The following is a 17,490-nucleotide window of genomic DNA, read 5'->3' as shown; positions in this document are numbered from 1 at the left end:
TCAGAGTGTAGGAGGAATTTGATGTGAGACGTGATTTAAGAGAAGGAGTGACGATTTACGTGACTGAAAATATTAAGCCTAACTTCGCCGAGATTGCCCGGCAATATAATGTTGATTATCGAACCGTTAAGAAAGCCTATGAGGAAGTCAAAGCTGGACTTAAGGGCCGACCAAGTGGTCGACCGAAACGGCCAAGTTTACTGGATCCATTCAAGCAAACCATCGATTCAAAGCTTGAACTAAATTGTTCGGCTGCTTCAATTTTTAAATTTATCCAGAAGAAGGGCTTTACCGGCAGCTATACCCTCGTGAAAGATTATTGTCGCCAAACCCGCCGAGAACGAGTTAAGAAAGCTACCATTCGGATTGAACATTCCCCTGGTCTCTCTGCTCAAGTTGACTGGAAAGAAGAAATGGCCCTAGTGAGCAGCGAGGGTGAGCTGTTTAAATTCAATATTTTCTTGTATGTATTGCCTTATTCAAAACTCAAATATATGACACTAACCTTTGATCGGAGCCAAGATACCCTCTTTTCTTGCTTACACGACGCTTTCCTTCATACCGGAGGTATTCCGACGGAAATCTGGTTTGATAATATGAAAACCGTTGTGGATCATACAAAATCCCAGTTTGGCCACGCTGTCTTTAACGAACGGTTCCACGAATTCTGTAAAGATGCCGGTTTCACACCAATTGCTTGTCGACCATTCAGACCACAAACTAAAGGTGCAGTTGAAGCCCTTGCTCGCACGGTTGAACGTTTACGGCCATACAATACTGAATTTGCTGATGGAACTGAGCTAATCGAACTAGTTCATATGCTCCGAGATGATCTAAATCATGAAACTTCGCAGGCCACGGACGAAGTCCCGTACCTGAAATGGTTAGACGAAGAAAAAGAGTACCTTCATCGCGTTCCAGTTAATCTCCTTGAACCATACTTCGAAGAAAACATTACCCGTGTCGTTTCGAAGGAGGCCATGATCAATTTCCGCAAATGTAAGTACTCAGTAGATCCGCGATACATTGGTTGTACGGTTGCTGTTGAAATCTCCAATGATGAGCAGCGCATTCACATTTATTATAACGGAGAAGAAATTCGTACGCACTCCATAACTACCAATTCGCTGAATTATGACCCCCAAGATCAGTTCAATATCCTCAAATCTGATTTGCTTAAAGGGCGGACAGATGAAGACATTTCAGCTTACATTCGTGAACATATGACTGATTACGACAACTTATAGGAGGCTACCATGACCACTAATAATCAAATTCTTTTAAATAATCTTGAGCGCTTAGGGTTAAACAAAATCCGTGAATACTTGCCGAATTACCTTGATCAAATTCACACTGATAATCTGTCATTAACTGAGGCGCTAATTGATTTAACTAATTCGGAACTCCAGAATCGACACGAAGGTCAGATTGCACGGGCCATTGGCCGTGCTCGGTTCCCCAATACAAAATCCCTAGATACATTTGATTTTAGCTTTCAACCCAGTATGAATCGCCAAGAGGTTCTGGAATTCCAGAATCTGGCTTTTATGGAAAAGTCTGAAAACTTAATCTTTATTGGCAATCCGGGAGTCGGTAAAACCCACTTGGCAATTAGTATTGGGATTGAGGCCTGTAAACAGGGCTGTCGGGTTCTCTTTATTAATTGTCATGAGCTGTTGATTAGATTGAGAGCAGCTTACGAAAAAGGACTGCTTGATCGATCTCTAAGCCGCTATTCGCGCTATGACCTATTAATTATTGATGAAATTGGGTATTTGCCAATTGGTCACCAAGAAGCTAACCTCTTATTTCAGCTAGTCAATGCCCGCTATGAAAAGCATTCAACGATCATTACCAGCAATAGTGATCTATCCGCTTGGGTTGATATTTTCCAGAACCCAACTGTGACAGCAGCCATTCTCGATCGCTTGGTTCATCATGTTCACGTAGTGAAGATCACTGGTAAATCTTACCGATTACGTGGCCTCAAGTAACTGCCGAAAACCTACATTTCTTTCTGCCGAAAACCTACATTTTTAAACTGCCCTTGACATTCAGGAGGACCCGACCAGATCAACCACGTTCTTTTAAAGTACCATTTGGTCCAGTGATTCCGGTAATTGCAATTTTGGTTTCATGCTGGTTACTAGCACAGGCCAAACCGATTAACCTATTTTGGGGTCTTGGTGCGTTATTAGTCGCTGTTCCGTTTTATTTCTTGACGAAGAAGAATCGCCAAGAAATTGAGGCGCAGCAAAAAAATAAAAATCAGAAGTTATAGTGATTATTAGGTTACAGAGATACACTTGTATGCATTTACTTTAGGTACCAAAAAGCATCCTTCGAATTGGAGGATGCTTTTTATTTCGTATGAAAGGAATTGTTCAAAAATAGGTCCAAAAATGAAAGCAAAGGTATAGAAGCTGAAAACGTCCGGCCATATCAGCTATACCAATTTATATAAAAGGACTAATTTAAGCAACTTTATGAAGTCGTAATACAATAAAATAATTAAAAAATGCAAACGAATGTCAAAATCTAGACCAATCGTTTGACTCCTTTCTATTGCTGAAATATTCAATGATTTCAGAGACGCTAATTAATCGTATTTTAATCAAAATGCCACTTTTATCATCATTTTATTCTTGCCGTTTAAAATTGAAATCGGTATTGTGACAAACATAGACCAAAGAAAGAAAAACAGACGTGTCTATTAAATGGTTATGAAAAAGGATGATAAATATGTTTGATTCAATCGACCAATTAGCAGTAAATAGTGTACGGACATTAAGCTTGGATGCAATCGATAAGGCACAATCTGGCCATCCTGGTTTGCCGATGGGCGCAGCTCCGATGGCTTACGCGCTGTGGACTCGAAATATGACGGTTAACCCTAAAGATTCACATTGGTTTAACCGTGATCGCTTTGTGCTATCAGCTGGTCATGGATCAGCGATGCTATACAGTCTGCTGCATTTGAGTGGTTATCAAGTTTCCATCACAGATCTTAAGCATTTTCGTCAAATGGGTAGCAAGACACCAGGGCACCCAGAATATGGTTGGACTGACGGCGTTGAGGCAACAACTGGACCATTAGGCCAAGGCTTAGGAATGTCCGTTGGGATGGCGATGGCAGAGCGGCACTTAGGCGCAATGTATAATCGTCCTGGGTTTAAAGTTGTTGATCACTATACATATACGCTCGTTGGTGACGGTGATCTCATGGAAGGCATTTCCCATGAAGCAGCTAGTCTAGCTGGTCGCTTAAAATTAGGCAAACTGATTGTACTCTATGATTCTAACGACGTGTCTTTGGATGGCCCACTGAGCAACGCTTTTGCCGAGAATATTCAGAAACGGTTTGAAAGTTATGGCTGGTCCTATCGGCGGGTTGATGATGGTAATGATTTGAACAGCATCGACAAGGCGATTAAAACGGCGCAGATGGATCAAACCAAGCCAACAATTATTGAGGTCAAAACGACGATTGGCTATGGTGCACCAAAGCAAGGCACCCATGCAGTTCACGGTGCGCCATTAAGCGCGGCAGATTTGCGTGTTGCCAAGGAAAATTATCAATGGCCTTATGCACCGTTCTATGTTCCTGGCGAAGTGTATGATCGTTTTTACCGGACGATTCAACGTCGCGGACATAAAGCAGAAGAAGACTGGAATCACATGATGGAAAGTTATGCGACTCAGTATCCTGAGCTTGCAGCTTACTTTGCCGACGATGTTCGTCAAATGAAGAGCGTGGACTTAAGTGATTTAACTGACCAGTATGAGCTTGGTGATGCCGAAGCGACTCGATTGACTAGTGCCAAGGTTTTGCAAACGTTGAGTAAACGGGAACACTCACTATGGGGTGGTTCAGCCGACCTGTTTTCTTCAAACAAAACGAATATTAAGGATAATGGGCGTTTTGACGTGGACAGCGCAGTCAACCGAAATCTGTGGTTTGGCGTCCGTGAGTTCGCTGAAGGTTGTGCGATGAACGGAATTGCCTTGCATGGTGGTTCACGTGTATACGGCAGTACGTTTATGGTCTTTTCAGATTATATGCGTGGTGCCATGCGGTTGGCTGCCTTACAGAAGCTACCCGTTACGTATGTGTTCACCCATGACTCCGTGGCGGTTGGCGAGGACGGTCCAACTCATGAACCGATTGAACAACTTGCCAGCATGAGGGCCATGCCAGGGCTATCTGTTATTCGTCCAGCTGATGCAAACGAAACAATTGCGGCCTGGCAACAGGCGATGGGGGCGCATGATCACCCAACTGTGCTAATTATGACACGACAAACATTACCAGTCTTGACTGGTGCTAAGGCGCATCCGGAAGGTGTGAGTCGGGGGGCTTACGTTATTTCCGCACAAAAGGGTCTCAAACCAGATGGTATTTTAATTGCTAGCGGTTCAGAGGTTCAATTGGCCTTGACTGCACAGCAAAAGCTGTGGGAACGTGGCGAGGACGTATCTGTGGTCTCAATGCCAAGTATGGATTTGTTTGATGCTCAACCGCAGGACTATAAGGACGAAGTGTTGCCGCGTGATGTCCGTAATCGGGTGTCTATTGAAATGGGGAGCACGAGTGACTGGGGTAAATATGTCGGTTTAGACGGTAAGGTAATTGGTATCGATACCTTTGGTCTAAGCGGTAAGGGGAGTGAAATTATTAAGCACTTTGGTTTCACGCCTGAAACGGTCGTTGATACGTATGCCAGCCTAATTAATACACGGTTGCATACACTTAACGAGAACGTTTCCGCACGATAATATAAGTGGTTGTTCAAAGCTCATCCTGCTTTAAGAATGACGACTAAAACGACTCACGCCCGTTTGGACGTGAGTCGTTTTAGATACATATTAGTTACTTGCTCTCAAAAATTACTTAACTGATGCTACTGCTTTTTTAATCAACTGAGATTGAAATTCAGCCGCATATTGTTTAGTCAGTTTTGCTTGAGCTGCTTGATCCGTTGCAAGCTTTGGATCCTTAGTAACGGCCGCTTGCATCTTTGCTTTAACGTAGGCTTCAGCTTGTTGTTTCATTTGAGCCTTGGCCTGAGGTGTTTGCATCTTCGCCATCTGGCCTTGCAACTTCTTTGCTTGGCTAGTTGAGAGATGCAACCATGAACTTGGCAGATAGAATGTATTTGTCCGTTTTGTCAGTTTATGGTCTTCCTTGGCAATACCGAACCAAACTTTAGCAGTGTGGCTCTTATATTCCCAACGTGTTTCTGATGTTTTTAACGTTGCCTTATTACCGCTAGCTTTTTTAATTGTATTAGTGGTGAATTCATCGGCCTGTGTGTGACCAGGCTTCTTTTGGTTAGCCTTGGTCGCATAAATTTGAACGTTTTCAGTGCCTTTAGTCCCAACGTTTTGGTAGAGCACCATATTGACACCGTTAGCGCTACTGCCACTAGCGGAATAAATCTGCTTAGTCGTCGTTGTGGTGACTTTGTGCATCCCAAAGTGACTGTGGTCGTTGGCTGTGATCATAAAGAGTGAGCCACATAGCACGATGATTGATAGTAAGGTACCGATGATTTGCCAAGTCCGGTTATTAATGTAGACGAAACAAATGAACAGGGCAATGGCACCAATGACAAGTGTAGCTAGAATCATTAGGCTTCACCTCCATTATTAGCGGGTTCTGAAGCATCTTTTAGATCGTCACTGGTAACGGTAGCATTAGAGTGATTAGCACCCTTTAAGAAGAAGGCTAACAGGAAACCAACGATACAGAAGCCGACAGCAACCCAGAATGTTGCATGATAACCACTCATTGTGGCATTGATGGCACGAACTTTATATGCTAATGGCGTTTGTGTCAACACGTGATGTGCTGGCATAGCGTTCTTTGTAACGTTTGATAAAACGGAAACTAAGATCGCTGAACCAATTGAAGTGGCAACCTGACGTGTTGTGTTATTAACGGCAGTCCCGTGGGAAATCATGTCAAAGGACAGGGCGTTCATACCGGCCGTTGTTACAGGCATCATAACCATTGAAATCCCAAACATCCGCACGGCATATAAGAAGGTAACATAAATGACAGGTGTGCTCTTGGTAATCATAACAAATGGTAAAGTGCCGGCCGTTAAGAGGAACATCCCAGCAACAGCCATCCGCCGAGCACCGATCCGGTCAAATGTTTGACCAGTAATTGGACTCATGACAGCCATCATTAAGGCCCCAGGCAGTAGTGTTAATCCAGAATGGAAGGCACTCATACCGTGAACAATTTGCAGGTAAAGTGGCAGAACCAGTTCAACACCAGTCATCGCAATTGTAACAACGGAACTCAAAACTGCGGCAATGGTGAATTCAAAGGATTTGAAAACACGTAATTGTAAGAATGGGTTCTTCATAGTGAGTTGACGCCAAATGAATAGTGCAATGACAACAACACCGACTGCGAGGAAGGACAGCACCTTAGTGGATGTCCAGCCATCGTCACCGACGGAGGAGAATCCGTAAAGCAAGGAACCAAAACCAATGGTAGATAAACTAGCCGAAAGCCAATCAAGTTTTGGCTTAGAGGTTTCAATAACGGACTTCATAAAGAAGAACGCTAAGATGATAACTAGAGCGACGATTGGAATGATCATGCCAAACAAATCACGCCACTGGAACTTATCAATGACCCACCCAGAGAGTGTTGGTCCAATAGCAGGTGCAACACCGATAACAATACCGGCTAGCCCCATGGCAGCACCACGAGAACTGGCTGGGAAGATCGTCAACATTAATGTTTGCAATAATGGCATGGTAACCCCAACACCAATCGCCTGAACTAAACGTCCAGCAAGTAAGGTGCCGTAATTAGGTGCGATGTAGGCCATGATCGTGCCAATTTCAAAAATCGTCATGGCACCAATATAGAGCCATTTTGAATTGAATCGGTTAGACAAGTAGGCAGAAATAGGAATCATGATCCCGTTAACCATTAAAAATCCAGTGGTTAACCATTGAACCGTAGAGGTGGAAATATCGAAGGCTTTCATTAATGTAGGGAAAGCGGTCGTCAAAATCGTCTGGTTCAAAACGGTACAGAACGTACCAATCAGCAAAACCATAACCATCAGTCCGCGGTTATAAGGTTTGCCATTTGTGTCGACAGCTTCTGACATGAGAGGTCCTTCTTTCATTTGATTAATTAGTTTGCTTAAAAAAGTACGAGAGTTAATATAATGCTTTCAGATAATCATGTCAAGTAAGTTGACAAAGTTATTTTAAAATATATAATTGTTCCAGTAAATATAATATTGACGTCAGATTTTATGATAACGGTTTCAAGAAATAAGAGGTTTAATTATATGGAAAGAACACCCCAAACCGAGGGCTCGCCCGAATGGTTAAGAAGCATTATTAAGAGTGATGATATATTGATTGGTGTCGGTGATTTATCTCGAGCGACGGATGTTTCAACCGCGCAGCTACGTTACTGGACGGATAAAGGGTATATTCACGTCGTCAATCAGGAGGAAGGCAATCGTAAGTATACGTACGATACTGCGTTTAAGGTTCGTGCGATCAAGGCGTATATGGATGAGGGCTTTACGTTGGTCGCTGCTACCAAACGGATGCAAAAGCACCGCGAAGTTATTCATTTGTTAAAAGATGTCATGATGAACCGACTAGAAGGGGTCGGTACGGACGAGGATGGTAGCCAAATTGTCAGCTTAGGCTTGTTTGATCCAGATCCACGATATGAACTTGTAGCGCGTTTGCGTGACGGTAAGACTCGGTTCGAACTCCAGAAAAAAGCTTGAATCTAGGGGACTTTGCTTGTTGCCTGCTCCTAGTCATGCTAAGCTGTGTTTGTGGTGAGGCGAATGGTTGATTACCCAAAAATCCCTAAGAGGTGACCGATCTTTACGGCTGGGTCACTGCTTCATGTTGTGAGTGTTTTTTGGAAAACTTTTTTGATTAAAAAGGTTCGCTAAACTGCGCATTATGCGCTCGAGAATCATCCTTTCGGGATGGTTAGTGATCGTATTTAAAACAATGTGTTTCATGAAAATCAACCCAAGTTTTTCATGGTGTAATCAACTGCTCATCACGGGCACTCCAGTTTAGGGGATCTGGAGTGCTTTTTATTTAGAGTGAATGAAGCCCGGGACCAGTTGAACTATAACGTAAACGACGAGTGTGAAGGTAAATTTTCCTTTGCACCCGTCGTTTTGGGTTATGCACAGACTTCTGAGCGTCAGCAGCATGTTTGGGTATATAGCCCAAACATCTTGGGGGTGGAAGCGCGTTTGTGACAATATAGCAAGGGTGAACAAAACAACACAGATTTCCCCCGTTTGAATAAATGCGGTAAAATAAACATTATTATGAAAACGCTATCACAGGAGGATAAACATGCAGGCAGACATTAAATGGTTGGACGATCCACAAGTTTTTCGTGTCGGACAATTACCCGCCCACAGTGATCACTATTGGTATCGTGACGCCGATGAGGCGCGTTCAAAGAGCAGCAGTTTCGCACAAAGCTTGGACGGTCAGTGGCAGTTTAAGTTCGCAGACCGTCCACAACATCGACCCGTTGGCTTTTATGAACCCAACTACGACACCAGTGATTTTGGGACGATTCATGTGCCGGGACATATTGAATTGAGTAATTATGCGCAGATTCAATACATCAATACCTTGTACCCATGGGAAGGTAAAATTTATCGTCGACCAGCTTACACAATGGGACCTGATCAGACAGGCGAGGGTATGTTTAGCGAGGCACCGGACAACTCAGTTGGTGCATACATTCGGCATTTTCATTTGGCTCCCGGCCTGACGAATCAACGGGTGATCGTTCAATTTGACGGCGTGGAAGAAGCTATGTATGTTTGGCTCAACGGTCATTTTCTCGGATATGCCGAAGATAGTTTTTCACGTTCAGAATTTGATTTGACCGATGCCTTGGTCGACGGTGATAACGTGCTTGCGGTGGAAGTGTTCAAACGAAGTACGGCATCGTTTTTGGAAGACCAAGATATGTTCCGTTTTTCCGGCATTTTTCGCAGTGTTAGGCTAGTCGGATTGCCAACTGTTCACATTGCTGATATGCACATTCGACCAGTGGTTAATGAGAATTTAGACAGTGGTGAACTTAATGTGACCCTGAAACTGACTGGGGACGTGGAAAGTAAGGCGCGGGTCCACTTAACGGTGTTTGATAAGGCGGACAAGCTGATTGTGGATGAAAAGCGGTCAGTGGCAAAACAAATTAGTTTTGGTCACCTGCCGTTTGAGAACGTTATGTTGTGGACGCATCACAATCCGGATTTGTATCACTTGACTGTGACAATTACAGATGAGGATAGCAACCCGATTGAAGTGGTTCCTTATGATATCGGTTTTCGACGGCTGGAATTGCGTAACCAAGTTATCTATCTGAATGGCAAACGACTGATTATTAACGGTGTCAACCGTCATGAATGGGATGCCACTACTGGCCGAACCGTCTCAATGGCTGACATGAAGGCGGATTTACAAACGTTTGCTGAAAACCATATTAACGCTGTCCGTACCTGTCATTATCCGGATCAAATTCCGTGGTACTACATGTGTGATCAGGCTGGTGTGTACATGATGGCTGAAAATAACCTGGAAACTCACGGAACATGGCAAAAGATGGGGGCTGTTGAGCCTTCGGACAATGTGCCAGGATCGTTGCCACAATGGCGCGAAGCAGTCTTAGATCGGGCACGTAGCAACTACGAAACGTTTAAGAATCATCCGGCCATCTTATTCTGGTCGCTTGGTAATGAATCATACGCCGGTGATGATATTGAAGCGATGAACACCTATTACAAGACAATGGATTCCTCAAGGTTGACGCATTACGAAGGTGTTGTCCGCAATCGTAAATATGAAACCAGTATTTCTGATGTGGAGAGCCGAATGTACGCTTCGCCAGCTGAAATTCGCACGTATTTAAGCAATCAGCCAATGAAGCCATTTTTAGATTGTGAGTATATGCATGACATGGGCAATTCGCTAGGCGGTTTGGGTGAATACATGGCGTTACTAGATGACTTTCCGTCCTATCAAGGTGGGTTTATTTGGGACTTCATTGACCAGGCACTATGGGTTACGGATGAGGTTACCGGCCGACAGGTATTGCGCTATGGTGGCGATTTTGATGATCGTCATACGGATGGTGAATTTTCTGGGGACGGATTAATGTTTGCAAACAGACAGGCAAAGCCAGCAATGCAGGAGGTGCGCTATTACTATGGCCAATACGACAACTAAGCTTCACGTGATTTTTGGAGATGGCACACTAGGTGTGGCAACGGATGATGTCCATTATTTGTTTAGTTATGAAAAAGGCGGGTTGGAATCAATCGTTAGTCACGGTAAGGAGTGGTTATATCGGCCAATTCGGCCCATTTTTTGGCGAGCAACAACAGACAATGACCGGGGCAATCATTTTTCGGAAGAATCCGCAATGTGGCTAGGTGCGGATTGCTTCACACGATGTCAGAATATTGATGTACAAGTGGATGGCAAGGACTTGGGGCTACCCATTGCACCTCAAAATAATCAATATTCAAATGATGAAACGGCCGATCAGGTTGACATTATGTTTGATTTTCAAACAGCCACAACGCCAGCAACAAAAGTAACAATGCATTATCAAATCGTTGCCAATGGAATGGTGACACTCACGAGTCATTTGCAGGGGAACGAGGCACTTCCTGAGCTGCCCGCTTTCGGCGTTCAATTAATCATGCCGACTGTCGCTACTGGATTTGAATATGACGGTTTGTCCGGGGAAACTTACCCAGACCGCATGGCTGGCGGTAGCCGGGGCCAGTATTATGTGGCTGGCTTACCAGTGACACCTTACCTAGTGCCTCAGGAAATGGGCATGCATATGCAAACACGATGGCTAACCGTAACCCGGCAGCGAACTTTGAACAATGCGGACGTTGACGCACAGCCATTTTCTTTCAGTGTCGAGATGGCTGATCAACCGTTTGCTTTCAGTTGTTTACCGTATACTGCAATGGAACTTGAAGCCGCAACACACGTCGAAGAACTGCCATTGGCAAGACGGACCGTTTTGTCAATTTATGGAGCGGTTCGTGGCGTTGGGGGCATTGATAGCTGGGGAGCAGATGTCCAGCCACCATATCGTTTGTTCGCTGACGTTGATCGAACGTTTACAGTGCAAATTCATCCTGGAAATCATGTGTCAGATTAGTGAATGCCATCAAGACTAAGGGCAGGTAGCCCTTCTATCCCTGATGTGCGATAATATGACTAAATGTTTTTCAGTTAACAAGACGGTTTAAACGAGTAAACGACTACCACAAGAATGCGAAAGAAACGGGGATGGGTAAATGGATCACCAAGAAGAACAAATGACCGGCATGCGATTTTTGTTTGTAACTGTGCTGAATTTACTCATTACCGCGGCAGAAATTGTTGGGGGATTGCTATCAGGCTCACTGGCCTTATTGTCAGACGCGTTTCATAACCTCGGGGATTCACTGTCAATCGTATTGGGATATGTTGCTCAACGAATTAGCGGCAAGCCACAAAATCGGCAGCGAACTTTTGGTTACCGCCGTGCAGAAATTTTGGCCGCGTTCGTCAATGGGCTATTTCTGATTGGTGTTTCAATTGTGCTGATGGTTGAAGCCGCACGGCGTTTTGCCAAGCCAGAACCGATTAATGGCGACATTATGTTGATTGTTGCCGTTATCGGGTTAGCGGCTAATTTGTTGTCAGCGGTGTTGATGCACCATGGCTCAAAGGATAGCTTGAATATTAAAGCGACATATTTACACGTCCTGGCAGACGCGTTATCGTCTGTTGCCGTTATCATCGGCGGAATTTTAATTGTGCTCTTTGACATTACGTGGGTTGATCCGCTACTAACGCTGTTGGTGTCGTTTTACATTATTTATGAAACTTGGCCGGTGATTCACGAAACAGTGCAAATTTTGATGCAGACTGCACCAAAATTAGATTATGATCAAATCGCTGCAGATATTGTTGAAATCCCGGGTGTGCTACGTGTTCACCATATTCACGCTTGGCTCATTGATGAAAATAAAATTGTCTTTTCAGCACACGTCAACATGAAGGATGTCAAACTGAGTGAGGTGGAAAAGACCGTTGCTCAGATTTCCAGTATGTTGACGGAGCGGTATCACATTTGTCACGTAACCATTCAGCCTGAAGTTCACCACGGTGAGACTGACGCGCTGTTTGTTAACAAGGATAAAGTGTAAATAAATTTAGATACAGCAATGGCTCATTTCACTATGTTTTGTCGTGAAATGAGCCATTCATTGTCTGTTAAGAATGTGGATTATGATTTAGATAATGCTGCAAAGTGCTGATCGTACCACGTTGACCAGTCAGTTTCCGGATTACCGGTCGAATGAAATTTGACGCCGATTTCATCAAGTAAACGAATATAATCGTTCTTGCTGAATTGAATACTGGTATCGCGTTCACGTTCCGGTGTAAAAGAACGGTTTGTTGCTAATTCACGGTTGATGTCCTGAATATACCCGTGTTGTTGGTCGTATTGTGTAATCAATTCCAAGTTGTTCCGCCGCCAAAGCGTGATGTAAAAGTTGGCGAAATCGGTTAGGGCCGTTGTTTGTGCGGATTCATCGAGTTCGTCAACAGGGACTAAGTTTTCTGCCATGTTGAGAGCCTCCATATGTTTGTTCACTAACTATTCTAGCACTTTTGGTGCCAAGCCGATGCTGAGAGGGTTGGGGACAGGGGATAGACTGACTTTGCACAAAAAAAGTTGCCGGTTATTTTGTGTTTCTGTTTATAAAATATGGTAAAGAAAGCAGTCTATATGATACAATGACAACTGTACTTTGGTAAGGGAATGATGGTCAGGTCGGTTCATGTTTTGGTGTTACCAGTCCCCATTTGCACCAGTTCCAATTTACATAAAACACTTAGACTGCGTGCAAACGCAACAGGAGGACTCATTAACATGTCAGAACAAGGTACTGTTAAATGGTTTAACGCCGACAAAGGCTTTGGTTTCATTACTCGCGAAAGTGGTGACGATGTATTCGTTCACTTCTCAGCTATCCAAGGCGACGGCTTCAAGACGCTTGAAGAAGGCCAATCTGTTAGCTTCGACGTTGAAGAAAGCGACCGTGGCCCACAAGCTGCTAACGTTGTTAAAAACTAATTAATAATTCAAATAATGGTGTTAACTCCTAGGGTTAACGCTTTGATGTGAATGAAAAACGACATCTGTATCTCTTACGAGATGCGGCTGTCGTTTTTTTGTATGATACGTTTTTAGGCTCTAAATCTGTTAAGGAAGTGATCATGGGTGGACGAAGCACAATTAGTCATGGATACAGCGTTGCTGGCTGGTCAAATATTGCTAGCAAACGGGTCTGAAATCGCAAGGGTTGAAGATACAATGCAACGAATTGCGGATAACGCTGGTTATCGGTATGCAAACATTTTTGTGTTGCTGACTGGTATTACCATGTCCTTGCCAGACGGTGAATCAACACAGGTGCGACCAATTCACAGCCGAACGATCGACCTTGAAAAAGTGGCCCAAGTTAATACGTTGTCACGTCAGTTTGCCAGCGATGAGATTGACTTACCCACATTCTATCAACAATTACGGCAAATTGAAGTTGCTGTGCCCACTTTTCCGTTTTGGCTACAGGAATTAGCTGCAATTATTGTCAGTATGACACTTACGGTGGCCTTTACCGGCATTGATGCACCCGTTAAATTACTGTTCGCAATGTTGGCCGGTGGGGGCGGTTATGCTGTTTTCTACTATGTGAATCATGAATTGCGTGTCCGTTTTTTGAGCGAATTTCTGGCTTCACTGGTAATTGGTTTCGTGGCTTATGTGGGCATTCGTTGGCTTGGTTTTACGCACACTGCTGGTGATGCGGTCATTATCGGCGCATTGATGCCGTTAGTCCCAGGTGTGCCAATTATGAACGCGTTCCGCGACACGATGTCAGGTAATTATTTGAGCGGTCCGGCCCGGGCAGTTGAGGCGGTCTTATCGGTATGTGCGATTGGTCTTGGTATCGCGATTATGGTAAGTCTGTGGTGAAAAATGAAAGCAACATAACGCTTTTTGAGTAGGAGATTCTGTTAATGATACATATCATAATTGAAGGGATTCTCGCCTATGCCGCGACAGTCGGTTTTGGCATTATTTTGAATATTCCCCGTCATGCGCTAAACGTTGCCGGTTGGATTGGGGCAGCAGGATGGGCGGTATATGAACTAATTGTATTAAAGTCAGGCGCACAGATTCCGTTAGCACAAATGGCAATAGGCATGTTAACTGCTGGATTATTAATTGGTGTTTTAAGTAACTGGGCTGCTCGCGTCAAACACATGCCAGTAATTTTATTTAATATTCCTAGTTTGGTGCCATTGGTGCCTGGTGGGCAGGCCTATCAAGTTATTCGTAACCTTGTTACCGGTCATGGCAACATTGCTTTAGATTATTTAGGCCAAGTTATTGCCATTGCAGGGATGATAGCACTAGGGTTCTTACTATCTGAATTACTTGTTCGAATAACATATCGATTGCGGCATGTTTAAAAAGCAAAATAAAAGGAGTTAGTCGGTCTAGCGCACTTTAAAATGCGCTAGCCTGATTAACTCCTTTTTAGTTGACTTAAATGCTAGTATCCATAACCGGTGTAGCCACCAGTTTGATCGGCGTCAGAGCCTGTTGCGTTGGCGCCTGTTGTTTGACTAGTGGAGTCTGTATTATCAGCACCATAGTTAGGATCGAGATCAGCAGCACTGGAATCACTACTGTATGCTTTACTGTATTCAGAAGCAGTATTGGTGTCGGCACCCCAAGTTGACTTCGTATCAGCCGTTTCACCATAACCAATAGGTGGTTCGTAGACACTGAGTGCCTCTGGAACGGTGTTGGCAAAACGTTTACCAGTTTTAGCCTTTGACAGACCAAGCTGTTTACGCAATTTGTTGGTAACACGCTGTTTTTCAGTCGTTGGCAAAACTTCGAAGCTTTGACCGGCAATTTCGTCACTGGCACCTTGAACGTGGTCAGAAACAATGTGCTTGGTTGCGGCACGGTAGGTGTTGGCTAAGGTCAACATATCACCGAATGTGAAATCAGTACGTGATTGGCTGGCAATGGAATCCAGAAAATCTTGATTTAATAGGTTGGTCAAGTTGCTACTCTTTTTTAAGAGGGCAGTGATGACAATTCGTTGACGTAATGTTCGACCATAGTCACTTTCAGGATCTTGATAGCGCATCCGCGTGAATTTCAACGCTTGCGCGCCGTTAACATGGATCTTTTTGCCCTTTGTAAAGTGTTGATTCTCATACGTGAAGGTCAACGGTGGCACAATGTCGATACCGCCGACTTTATTGATAACTTTTTCTAGGCCACCCATATTTAAGAGGGCGTAGTAGTCAATTGGCACGTTGAACATTCGGGAAGTCGTTGAGATAGCTGCTTTTGTTTGACCAAAGTAGTAGGCTGCGTTAATTTTTGTCGGGAATTCCTCTTCGTGCCCGGTGATAGAAACCAACGAATCACGGGGGATACTGACCATGGTTGTTGTCTTCGTCTTAGGGTTAACCGTAACCAGCATCATCGAGTCTGTTCGTCCACCTGCCCAGGCCTTAGAGTTACGACCAAGGGCACCAACGTCAGTTCCCATCAATAGGATGGAAATGGGCTTACCCTGCTTGATTAACTTACTAACGTTTCGCGCTTTTGTGCCATTGACAGAATCAAACATCTCATTACTAGTATGTTTGATGTTACTGTACATTTTGTAACCGAAACCGCCACCGATGATTAAGATGATACCAATAATGGCAAAAAAAGTGTTTCTGATCGGGTGTTTGTGCGGTCGCTGTGGACGTTTGGAACCACTGCTTATCGCGCCATCACTAGCAGTTGTGTCATTGGTAAAGTGGTTGCCTTGGGTGCGGCGATCCGCCCGACTCATTCGCGAATCGTTATTATTGTTATCCATGTAAGCCTCCGAGTTAGCTGTGTCCGATAAATAAAGCGAATAGCAGAATCACGAGCACGGCAGAGGTAATCCAAACGTACAGGGAATCTTTTTCCACGTAGAACGCGTAAATTGAAACAACAACACGTAATACAGGGGTCAGTATCAGACAAAATAATCCGAGCATCATGACAGAACCAGATTTAAATGACAATAATCCGGTGGCAATTGCAGTGATGGTGACAGCACCGTGGCTTGGTAAACCAGTCGAGCCCTGAATCCCATAAGCAATAAAACCAATTAGCATGATAACTGCAGAAATAATAACTCCTATTCTAAGGATTTGACCAATCATAATCTCAACTTGGGCCATTTCTTTAGAAATCTTTTCCTCTTCTGCGTTTTTTGCGTCTTTATTGTCCATTAAATGTTCACCCCGAATCCTTTAAGAAACATTTGGAGACCAATATAGAAGATAATCGGCACAAAAATGATGCGAATCCATCGTGATGGCAAAATCTGCATAATTCGTGATCCCATCGTTGCGCCAACCAAGATGCCCAGGGCCAGTGGAACCGCAATTAGGGGTTGAATCGAACCGTTGAAGAAATACACGGTAGCTGAAGCAGCCGCAGTAACACCCATCATAAGGTTACTAGTGGAAGTGGACGGCTTGAGCGGCATCTTCATGAAGGTGTCCAAGGCCATCACCTTAAAGGCACCTGATCCGATTCCCAGCAGACCACTGGCAATCCCAGCGCCAAACATAACGGTGGCCCCAGCGGGCACGTGTTCAACTTGGTAATCCACTGTTTTGTCAGCAGCTTTATCGTAATAACTGCTGTTTAATTCCAGCTTTTCGGCAATTGGATCTGGGTGCACACGTTGAAGAATCTCACTACCAGCCCGTAGTTTACGAATCATGTTGTAGCCAGAGTAAATTAATAACAATCCAAAAATTAAGTACAGGACAACAGGGCTCAAAATACCGTTTAAGATGGCCCCAAGAATGGCACCAATAGTTGTAAAAATTTCCAAAAACATGGCCACTCGTAAGTTCAGTACGTTATCACGTAAATAGGCAATGGTGGCACCAGAGCTAGTTGCAATAACGGCAATGATACTAGCACCAATCGCATACTTGATGTTAATCCCCATTGCTAATGTAAGTACAGGAGTGATGATAATACCACCACCAAGGCCAAGGATTGCACCGGCAATACCGGCAATTAAACCCACGGCCAACATAAGAATTACTTGTGTCATGAAGGCTCTCCTTTGATTAGGTGCTAGTTTTTGAGCACCCCTCTGTGCTATTACTTTAGCACGAAAGGGACATGAACACTCTGTTATCATGCTCTGTAAGCGATGCCATTTAAAATTGTTTAATTTCGACTAAAAGTATTAAGAAAAGGTTAAATGCTTAAGGGTGATTAAAACCATTAAGCAACTTATAAAACAGCAATTTTTATGTGCTATACTTTGTCGA

At 44.0% G+C, this 17,490-nt stretch carries 16 protein-coding genes; 10 read left to right on the top strand and 6 right to left on the bottom strand.

The genetic code is table 11. The features are described from left to right. Positions 1–23 precede the first annotated feature (23 nt). From istA to tkt, 3 genes are all read left to right on the top strand, one after another. A complete protein-coding gene (gene istA / locus ABUE36_RS11620) occupies positions 24–1,247 on the top strand; it encodes an IS21 family transposase (RefSeq protein ID WP_003555353.1) in 1,224 nt (407 codons plus the stop codon). A 9-nt stretch (positions 1,248–1,256) separates the two neighbouring features. Beyond that, positions 1,257–1,994: an IS21-like element helper ATPase IstB gene (gene istB, locus ABUE36_RS11615; protein WP_014386885.1), complete on the top strand. Its 738-nt coding sequence runs from the start codon at positions 1,257–1,259 to the stop codon at positions 1,992–1,994. Between the two features lie 748 nt (positions 1,995–2,742). Then, positions 2,743–4,776, top strand: a complete 2,034-nt coding sequence (gene tkt, locus ABUE36_RS11610; protein WP_421016773.1) for a transketolase — start codon at positions 2,743–2,745, stop codon at positions 4,774–4,776. A 111-nt stretch (positions 4,777–4,887) separates the two neighbouring features. Here tkt and ABUE36_RS11605 read toward each other — a convergent pair whose 3' ends face one another. After that, the gene (locus tag ABUE36_RS11605; protein WP_161001772.1) at positions 4,888–5,631 is read right to left on the bottom strand and encodes a DUF4811 domain-containing protein; all 744 of its coding nucleotides are present in this window, start codon (positions 5,629–5,631) and stop codon (positions 4,888–4,890) included. Beyond that, positions 5,631–7,139 carry an MDR family MFS transporter gene (locus tag ABUE36_RS11600; protein ID WP_161001771.1) on the bottom strand — a complete coding sequence of 503 codons (1,509 nt, stop codon included), beginning with the start codon at positions 7,137–7,139 and terminating at the stop codon, positions 5,631–5,633. Before ABUE36_RS11600 ends, ABUE36_RS11605 begins: the two co-directional genes overlap by 1 nt. A 186-nt stretch (positions 7,140–7,325) precedes the next feature. Here ABUE36_RS11600 and ABUE36_RS11595 point away from each other — a divergent pair, with 186 nt between their 5' ends. From ABUE36_RS11595 to ABUE36_RS11580, 4 genes are all read left to right on the top strand, one after another. Continuing rightward, positions 7,326–7,781, top strand: a complete 456-nt coding sequence (locus ABUE36_RS11595) for a MerR family transcriptional regulator (protein WP_161001770.1) — start codon at positions 7,326–7,328, stop codon at positions 7,779–7,781. Between the two features lie 595 nt (positions 7,782–8,376). Beyond that, on the top strand, positions 8,377–10,269 hold the full coding sequence (locus ABUE36_RS11590) for a glycoside hydrolase family 2 TIM barrel-domain containing protein (protein WP_161001769.1): 1,893 nt from the start codon (positions 8,377–8,379) through the stop codon (positions 10,267–10,269). Continuing rightward, the gene (locus tag ABUE36_RS11585; RefSeq protein ID WP_161001768.1) at positions 10,250–11,224 is read left to right on the top strand and encodes a beta-galactosidase small subunit; all 975 of its coding nucleotides are present in this window, start codon (positions 10,250–10,252) and stop codon (positions 11,222–11,224) included. The genes ABUE36_RS11590 and ABUE36_RS11585 overlap by 20 nt, the downstream gene beginning before the upstream one ends. Before the next feature lie 139 nt (positions 11,225–11,363). Continuing rightward, entirely contained in the window at positions 11,364–12,260 is an 897-nt protein-coding gene (locus tag ABUE36_RS11580) for a cation diffusion facilitator family transporter (RefSeq protein ID WP_017260982.1), read from the top strand. An 80-nt stretch (positions 12,261–12,340) separates the two neighbouring features. Here the strand turns inward: ABUE36_RS11580 and ABUE36_RS11575 are convergent, their stop codons facing one another. Further along, positions 12,341–12,685 carry a hypothetical protein gene (locus ABUE36_RS11575; protein ID WP_017260983.1) on the bottom strand — a complete coding sequence of 115 codons (345 nt, stop codon included), beginning with the start codon at positions 12,683–12,685 and terminating at the stop codon, positions 12,341–12,343. A gap of 306 nt (positions 12,686–12,991) precedes the next feature. Here ABUE36_RS11575 and ABUE36_RS11570 point away from each other — a divergent pair, with 306 nt between their 5' ends. From ABUE36_RS11570 to ABUE36_RS11560, 3 genes are all read left to right on the top strand, one after another. Further along, the gene (locus tag ABUE36_RS11570) at positions 12,992–13,195 is read left to right on the top strand and encodes a cold-shock protein (RefSeq protein WP_017260984.1); all 204 of its coding nucleotides are present in this window, start codon (positions 12,992–12,994) and stop codon (positions 13,193–13,195) included. 147 nt (positions 13,196–13,342) lie between these two features. Then, complete coding sequence (locus ABUE36_RS11565; RefSeq protein WP_421016772.1) at positions 13,343–14,098, top strand: threonine/serine exporter family protein; 756 nt, start codon at positions 13,343–13,345, stop codon at positions 14,096–14,098. Positions 14,099–14,142: 44 nt separating this feature from the next. Continuing rightward, positions 14,143–14,598: a threonine/serine exporter family protein gene (locus tag ABUE36_RS11560; protein ID WP_161001766.1), complete on the top strand. Its 456-nt coding sequence runs from the start codon at positions 14,143–14,145 to the stop codon at positions 14,596–14,598. An 83-nt stretch (positions 14,599–14,681) separates the two neighbouring features. On the opposite strand, the gene ABUE36_RS11555 is transcribed toward ABUE36_RS11560, so the two are convergent. From ABUE36_RS11555 to ABUE36_RS11545, 3 genes are read right to left on the bottom strand one after another with little or no spacing between them, the layout of a single operon-like run. Continuing rightward, complete coding sequence (locus tag ABUE36_RS11555) at positions 14,682–16,022, bottom strand: LCP family protein (RefSeq protein WP_421016771.1); 1,341 nt, start codon at positions 16,020–16,022, stop codon at positions 14,682–14,684. Positions 16,023–16,035: 13 nt separating this feature from the next. Then, positions 16,036–16,425, bottom strand: coding sequence for a DUF1634 domain-containing protein (locus tag ABUE36_RS11550; RefSeq protein WP_017260988.1), 390 nt, complete (start codon positions 16,423–16,425; stop codon positions 16,036–16,038). Further along, positions 16,425–17,267, bottom strand: coding sequence for a sulfite exporter TauE/SafE family protein (locus ABUE36_RS11545; RefSeq protein WP_161001763.1), 843 nt, complete (start codon positions 17,265–17,267; stop codon positions 16,425–16,427). The genes ABUE36_RS11550 and ABUE36_RS11545 overlap by 1 nt, the downstream gene beginning before the upstream one ends. Positions 17,268–17,490 lie beyond the last annotated feature (223 nt).

It is taken from the genome of Furfurilactobacillus cerevisiae (assembly GCF_048961765.1).
GTDB lineage: Bacteria > Bacillota > Bacilli > Lactobacillales > Lactobacillaceae > Furfurilactobacillus > Furfurilactobacillus milii_A.
Note: the sequence above shows the minus strand (reverse complement) of the source record. Positions and strands in the feature narration are given on the sequence as shown.